Annotated in this window: 6 protein-coding genes; 1 reads left to right on the top strand and 5 read right to left on the bottom strand. The window is 54.9% G+C overall.

The features are described 5' to 3' along the window. Positions 1 to 106: 106 nt before the first annotated feature. The 5 genes from Q371_RS00230 to miaA form a co-directional block, all read right to left on the bottom strand. On the bottom strand, positions 107 to 2,398 hold the full coding sequence (locus tag Q371_RS00230) for a DNA polymerase domain-containing protein (RefSeq protein WP_034334636.1): 2,292 nt from the start codon (positions 2,396 to 2,398) through the stop codon (positions 107 to 109). A gap of 205 nt (positions 2,399 to 2,603) precedes the next feature. Beyond that, positions 2,604 to 3,374, bottom strand: a complete 771-nt coding sequence (locus Q371_RS00235) for a hypothetical protein (protein ID WP_157442414.1) — start codon at positions 3,372 to 3,374, stop codon at positions 2,604 to 2,606. Between the two features lie 5 nt (positions 3,375 to 3,379). Continuing rightward, positions 3,380 to 4,333, bottom strand: a complete 954-nt coding sequence (locus Q371_RS00240) for an ABC transporter ATP-binding protein (protein ID WP_034334639.1) — start codon at positions 4,331 to 4,333, stop codon at positions 3,380 to 3,382. Beyond that, entirely contained in the window at positions 4,330 to 4,707 is a 378-nt protein-coding gene (locus tag Q371_RS00245; protein ID WP_034334640.1) for a GntR family transcriptional regulator, read from the bottom strand. Before Q371_RS00245 ends, Q371_RS00240 begins: the two co-directional genes overlap by 4 nt. 376 nt (positions 4,708 to 5,083) lie before the next feature. Continuing rightward, positions 5,084 to 5,986 (bottom strand): tRNA (adenosine(37)-N6)-dimethylallyltransferase MiaA, encoded by a 903-nt coding sequence (gene miaA, locus Q371_RS00250; protein ID WP_034334643.1) that lies wholly within the window; start codon positions 5,984 to 5,986, stop codon positions 5,084 to 5,086. Positions 5,987 to 6,307: 321 nt separating this feature from the next. Here miaA and map point away from each other — a divergent pair, with 321 nt between their 5' ends. Continuing rightward, positions 6,308 to 7,075, top strand: a complete 768-nt coding sequence (map, locus tag Q371_RS00255) for a type I methionyl aminopeptidase (RefSeq protein ID WP_034334645.1) — start codon at positions 6,308 to 6,310, stop codon at positions 7,073 to 7,075. Positions 7,076 to 7,168: the final 93 nt, after the last annotated feature.

The raw sequence follows: 7,168 nt of genomic DNA on the forward strand, positions 1-7,168 counted from the left end.
TTTTGGAAAGCGAACACGATCAAAAGTTGAACTGTTCACAAGGTTTTCAGGCATCCTTTTGTGGCCACCAGCAAAAACAAAAGCGAAGGTGCATTTTGATTCAGGTTCATTCGTCTGTTACAGATCCGTAAGGAATCTGCAAAACGGTCACATCCTGCAAAGCCCGTTCAAACAACCGACCCTGCCTGCCCGAGGGGAATACCACCTCGAAGTCCTCTCTGGAGAAAGCACTGGACAGCCTTTCTGCGTAATGTTTGCGCAAAGCATCTGTGTAATGCGGGATGTCGTAATCTCGGGGATCGTCTTGCAGCAAAACCCGAGGCACCTTGCCCTGACTCTGGTACATCAGGATCCGTTCTCCTTTGCTCCAGCTTTCCCGGCCAGAGGCCAGCATGGCTTCATAAGGGGATTCTTTGCGCTCATGGCGTTTGTGAAGGTACTCTTTGGCGGATTTGGTGAGGCGCACCCGCATGGCCACATCGCGGGTTTTGATTTTTCTGGCCCGCAACTGTTCGATGGTATCCATGTACGCCTGATGCACCGACAGCACATCTTCTTGCAAAACCGCCCTGAGCGCCTGCTGCAAGAAATGAAACCCGTAAGCCTCAGAGCGCACTGAATGCAGGGAGGCCCCCTTGAGCACCAACTCCTCTTTTGCTGTGAGCAAAGCGTAATTCTTCACCTGATGGCTGAACATGGCAGGATACCAGCCCTCAAAATCCAGGTGGATCATCTCTGGCAAGGTTTCGCTGATGCTGGAGACCAGAGCCCTTGCGTCCTGTTCGGTCCAGTGCTCTGGCAGGGAAAAAAACACCCCATCGGTGTCTGCTTCAATCAGGGCCATGCCCCGATCCGAGAGTTCTTGCAGCACCAGACCCAGAATTTCCCGACCCAGAGCGGTGATCTGGTCTGCGGCCTCACGGTCTGCAAAACGGGCCATCTTCCCTGCCCCGAGGTATCCATAAGCTGAATTGATCACCAGTTTCATGGCAGCCTGCAAAGCATGGTGGTTGTGGGCCTCAGGTGAATTCCCTCTGGAAAGGGCTTTGTGCTCCAGACGCCTGCGGGTGAGTTCATCCACCAGAAAGGCCATCACTTCCAATTCATCACAACGTGGACCAATCCTGAACTGCCGCATGATGGACGGGTACAGGGAAGAGATGTCTGCCTTGACCACATTGCGGGCCAAACCGGCCTGAAACAGGTAAACAGCCCCTCCCTCATGGGACGAACCCGAGGGATCGTGGCCTGCACAGGGCAACGCCCGGCTTTCTTGCAGGTAAGCCCGGACCATCATGGGTTCCAGAATGCCAGTGGCTGTTCCGGCATAAGCCACCCTTTCATAACTCCTCGGGGCCATCTGGCTGAGGGCAAAAGCAGGCTGCATCAGGTGTCTGGAGATGGCCTCCACTTCGCGCACATCGTCCAGAGCGTACTTGCGGACCTGCTCTGGATCGGTCAGGTAGGTCTGGTGGATTTTCTCGCCAGCGATGTACACCCGTTCCGGTCCAGCCACCCCAAAATACCTGGCCACATCTTTGAGCCTCTGGCTGGTCATGTCTCGGGCCACAAATTGATGCCTGCGCACCGCATCAAGGGTATCAATGAGTTCACGCCCCGGAACACTGTAACGGGTGCTGTCCATGTGCCTGAACGAAAACAGCTCTGGAGGTGCCCCTTCCCTGCCCCACAGCAATTTCACCCCGAGTTTCTCTGCACGGCGCACCAAAAAAGGCAAATCAAAACCCATCAGGTTGTGGTTTTCGATGACATCTGGATCGTGCTGCACGATGGTCTGGTTCAGCATCTCGATCAGGGTTTTTTCGTTGGGGTGTTCAAGCACCTGTTCCAGACCTCTGGTGTCCTTGACCGAAATCAGGAAAATCTGGCCGTCCTCTGGACTCAGGCTGGTGGTTTCCAGATCGATCTGCATGCGGTGAAGGTCCGAGTACTGCATCCCTTTGAAATAGGTGCGCCCAGAGAGCATCAGGTACTGGTCCAGAGGGGCCATGGTGTAATAATCGGGCAGGTCGGACAGGTGACGCACCGCATGCCCGAGCCGTCTGGAGGCCCCTTGCAACAGGGCATTGCGCAAGGTGCGACCATCCGTGCACTGCAACAAAAACCTTGAGCTGCCTTCTGCACCGGGCAGCTTTGCAAAAGTGATTCGCCCTTGTGGGCGTTCTTCTCTGGCCTCTTCAAAGGGAAAACCCGAGAGCTGCAAATCCTGCAAGTGGTCTGCATAAATCCATGGGGCGAAGGTGGTTCTTTCCAGACGCAATCCCTGAGCATGCCTTTGCCAGACCAGAGCCTGCCCTTTCCAGTCTGCCCACACACCGACGATGCCGGGTGTGGGGTCCCGTCCGAACAGCCATGCGGGGTCTGGAATTTGTTTCATTGAGAACACAATAACAGATTTCTGTTCTGCTCAGAAAACAGATGGAAAAACAAAATCAAAACCAGAGGGGACCATTCCCCTCTGGTTATAGGCAACAGGCTTTACTGCGTTGAACAGTGAAATAGAAGGATTCAAAAGAATCCTTCTATTTCAAACAACACGACCTCAAGCATCAACCTCTTGTTTCTCTGTCAAATGCTTTCATTCAGAACAGTTTGCGGCGGTTGAATCCCCACTGGGCCATGAAACAAGCTGCACCCAGAGCAAGCAAAGCCCACAACAGTTTCGCATCTCCCACAAAGCTGTGTTTGTATGCGTCCGACGCGAGAATGGCAAGGGTGGCTTCTTGCTTGAGGCCCTCTCCATACACCTCTTGAGGCACCACCACCTGCATCAGGTAAATGGGAGACAGGGACATTTCATCCATGCTCTGGGCCACCATGTAAAAAAACACCATGCCCATCATGCAAACGCCATACCCCACATATTGGGGGAACTTCAAGGAAACCAAAGCCCCGAGGGTCAAAACCCCCCAGGTGAGAGAAGTCATCCACAACAAAACCATGCTCTTGAAAGGCACCAGACCCCATTTCAAGAGACCCTCCTGACCGATCACCGACCACAATGTCCCCACGATGGCCATCACCCCCAACACCAGAGCCATGGTTTTCACCTGACCCCACAACAAATCCGTTCTGGAAATGGGTTGCATGACCTGAAAACGCAATTGACCCACTTGAGCACTCAGAACCAGAGCCAGAACCATGGCCAGACTGTTCATCAAAAAGGGTCCAAATTGATGAAACCAATTGGAGAGGATCGGCATCGACAGAATCCAGAATCCCTGTTGCTGTTGCTGCAAATGGGTTGTGCCAAACGGCTCAATGGTCCAGAATCCACCCAGACCCGCGAGGACCATGAGCACGAGAGCAATCACCAGAACAGGTTGTATTTGTTTGATTTCGTGGCGTTTCATGCGAATCACAGGTGCCCTCCCATCGCTTCACTGTAAATCTGTTCCAGAGTGAGCGGTTGAATGTGCAGGTTCAGGACTGGAAATTCCTGCTCCACCATCTGACACAGCAAGGAAACCTCTCCACGGACGTGCAGGGTCAAGCTGCGACCTCTGGGGGTGGTTTTGTACACGCCGGGCAGGTTGCGCAAACGGACCTGTTCGTGCTCCGCGAGTTCCCGGTCAAAGTTGATGTGCAGCAAATTGCGGTGCTGGCGCAGGTCTTCCATTTCCGAATGCATCAGGAGGGTGCCGCGTTTCATGATCACCAGACGGTCTGCGATGGTCTCTATTTCGCTGAGGATGTGGGTGGCAATCAGGACGGTGCCCCCCTCTGCAACAAAATCCACCATCAGGGAAAGAAATTTAGAGCGGTTCTCTGGATCGAGGCCGTTGGTGGGTTCATCAAGGAGCAGCAACTCGGGCTGTGCTCCAAAAGCAAATGCAGCCCTGAGTCCCATCCTTTGTCCTTTTGAGAGCTTGCGGGCAGGTTGATGGAGCGGCAAACCAAATTGCTTGGCCACCTCCAGAGCCCGGCTCTGGTCCCATGTCGGGCGCACATCCTGACCATAATCGAAGTGCTCCAGAGCGGTGAAAGTCTCCATCAATCCGATGCTGTCACTGATCAGGAAAGTGCGTTTGCGGGCTTCGATCCCTTGTGTGGTGATGTCATGCCCGAACAGGGAAACCTGCCCGGCACTGGGAGGAATCAGGCCCATCAGGGTGTGCATCAGGGTGCTTTTTCCTGCACCGTTGGGACCCAGCAAAGCGGTGGTCTGTCCGGCGGGCAAATCCAGCCAGAGGTCTTCCAGAATCAGGTGTTTGCGGTCCCGAACCGAAAGCCCTTGAAGGCTGACCAGGAATGCCTGCGTGCTCTGGGATGGGGTTTCAAATTCACGGGCAGACAAAAGAAGTTGGGTCATACGTCCTCCGAAAAGGTTTGGGTGAGCAGGGAATGGATCTCTGGAAGGCTGGCCCCGAGCCGTTTGAGGCGCAAAGCAGCATCCTGAAAAGCCTGTCTGGCGCTTTGCAGTTGCAGGTCTTGCCTCTGGTTGCTGGATGCGGTGATGACGGTGCCCACACCGGGTCTGGATTCGATGATGCCTTCCCGTTGCAGTTCGCTGTACGCCTTCATGACGGTGTTGGGGGCAATGCGGTGTTCGGTGGCCAACTGGCGCACGGTGGGGAGGGTGTCTCCCTGACGCAGGATGCCATGCTCGATGTGGTCTTTGATGGTGCTGAGGATTTGCAGGTATATGGGGATGCCACTGTGTGGGTCCACCCTGAGTTGCAGCATGCTGTGGGGATCACCTCCTGTCTTGTGTCATTGTATCATAACTATAACACAATGACACAAGTAGGGTTGGGTCATGCGGAGGTGGGGTAGCGCAGAAGGCAGAAGGGTATGGGCATTGCCGAGGGCCCAGAGCCGAGGGCCGAGGGCAAAAAACACCGTCTCTGCGTTGAGAAATCTGGAAAACACATGTAGGGGCGCAGCGTGCTGCGCCCAAAGCAGGTCATGTCAAGAGAGGGCACCAACACCATATCTGCATTGGTGAAAAAAACACATGTAGGGGCGAGGCGTGCCTCGCCCAGCATCAGGAATCCCAAAATGAGAACCCCCTCTGCTCCATTCCAGAGGGGTTCCCTGTCTTCTCCTGTAAACTGCTGTTTTACACCCAACTTGTCAAAAACCATTCCAGAGCTTTTTCCACTTCAGGAAAGGGCTGGCATTCTGTGTGCAACTGGGTTTTCAGCCAGGTGAGCTGGCGCTTGGCGTACTGTCTGGTGGCCAGAGCGATCTTGTCCTGCATGGTTTTTTCGATCTCTCCGGCTTCCAGACCTTCCAGAACTTCTTTGTAACCAATGGCCTGCAACGCGGTGGGCCTGCGTGCTGCTGGACCCAGTTTTGCCATCACGGTTTGAACCTCTTGAATGAGACCCTGCTGAAACATCTGCTCCACACGCAAGGCGATGCGTTTTTCCAGCTCTGGCAAGGCAGGTGACAGCCCAAAAAGCTGGTACTCGAACCCTGGCGTGGTGTACCCGAACTCACCGGGAAATTTGCCGGTTCTGCGGAACACCTCCAGAGCACGCACCACCCTTCTGGGGTTGCGTTGCATGCGGAGGGCTTCCTCTGGATTCACCTGTGCAATGTCTGAAAGCAAGGCATCCAGACCGCGGGTTTCCAGTTCAGACCACAGGGTTTGCTGGACCGATTCATCCACTCTGGGGGTCAGGGGCAAGCCCTGCTTGAGGGCTTTCACATAAAAGCCGGTCCCACCCACCACCAGAGGAATCCGTTTGCGGTCCACGATCTGTTGCAGGGCCTCCTCTGCATCCTGCACGAAGCGGGCCACATCGTAATCTTCTTGCACCTCTGTCACATCGATCAGGTGGTGGGGCACCTCCTGACGCTCTGCCAGGGTGGGTTTGGCGGTGCCAATGTCCATGCCACGGTACACCAACATGGCATCCGCAGAGAGGATTTCGATGGGAAAACGCCGGGCCAGTTGCAAGGCCAGAGCGGTTTTGCCACTGGCGGTGGGACCGAGCAGGACAGGGATGGGCTTCACGGGGATTCAGTTTAGGCAAAGGAGGACGCTGGATGCAAGGGTGTCTGAAAGCGGTCAGCACTCAGCCATCAGCTTTCAGCGAAAAGATCACCCTGAAGCTCTGGCTTTTGATGCTTGAAAACCTGAGGTCTCTGTCAGAACAGGATTTCTCAAGAGGTTTTCTTGTGGACTTGCAGACGAAATTCCTTTTTTGCTGACCGCTGACTGCTGATGGCTGAACGCTTTCTCAAATGACATGCCAAAAGCAGGACTTTGCAGTGCCCCTGTGCACTCACTTGAACGACCATTTCAAAAAAGCAAACTCTGGTAATCTAAAGCGTTATGTCGCGGATCACGCTGAAAAACCAGAATGACATCGAAGCACTGCGCAAAGCCGGAGGACTGGTGGCCGAAACCTTCCGCCACCTTGAACCTTATGTCCAACCCGGAGCCAGTTTGCTTGAACTTGACAAAATCGCAGAGGATTTCATCCGTTCCAGAGGGGCCATTCCGGCCTACATCGGTTACCGTGGGTTTCCCAACACCATCTGCGTGGCCGTCAATGAAGGCATCTGTCACGGCATCCCCAGCCCTTACCGACTGCGCGAAGGGGACATTGTGGGCGTGGACATCGGCGTGCAACTGAACGGTTACTACGGCGATGCCTGCTACACCTACACCGTGGGGCATGTGTCTCCTCTGGCCAAGAAGCTCGTGGAGACCACCCGAGAGTGCCTGGAAGCAGCCATCAAAACTGTGAAGCCCGGTTCTTACATCAAAGACATTGGCTTTGCCATTCAAGAACTGGCCGAATCCAGAGGCTTCAGTGTGGTGCGCGAGTACATCGGGCACGGCATCGGCAAGAAACTGCACGAACAGCCAGACATTCCCCACTGGGTGCCCAAATCCCGTTCTTTGAACAGCACCTACAACACCCGCCTGAAAGAAGGCATGGTGTTCACCATCGAGCCCATGATCAACGCTGGACATTACGCCACCAAACTGCTGGCCGACCAGTGGACCGTGGTGACCGCAGACGGCTCCCTGTCAGCGCAGTTTGAGCACACCATTGCAGTGACCTCCAAAGGGGCGGACATTCTGACTTTGTAAGCCGAGAGCCGAGAGCCGAGAGCCGAGAGCCGAGAGCCGAGAGCCGAGAGCCGAGAGCCGAGAGCCGAGAGCCGAGAGCCGAGAGCCGAGAGC

The sequence above is a fragment of the Deinococcus misasensis DSM 22328 genome (genome assembly GCF_000745915.1).
In the GTDB taxonomy this organism is placed as follows: domain Bacteria; phylum Deinococcota; class Deinococci; order Deinococcales; family Deinococcaceae; genus Deinococcus_C; species Deinococcus_C misasensis.

Excerpts from the sequence above, each read along its gene's own strand:
- Q371_RS00230 (WP_034334636.1), bottom strand. The coding sequence starts at position 2,398 with ATGAAACAAATTCCAGACCCCGCATGGCTGTTCGGACGGGACCCCACA.
- Q371_RS00235 (WP_157442414.1), bottom strand. The coding sequence starts at position 3,374 with ATGAAACGCCACGAAATCAAACAAATACAACCTGTTCTGGTGATTGCT.
- Q371_RS00240 (WP_034334639.1), bottom strand. The coding sequence starts at position 4,333 with ATGACCCAACTTCTTTTGTCTGCCCGTGAATTTGAAACCCCATCCCAG.
- Q371_RS00245 (WP_034334640.1), bottom strand. The coding sequence starts at position 4,707 with ATGCTGCAACTCAGGGTGGACCCACACAGTGGCATCCCCATATACCTG.
- map (WP_034334645.1), top strand. The coding sequence starts at position 6,308 with ATGTCGCGGATCACGCTGAAAAACCAGAATGACATCGAAGCACTGCGC.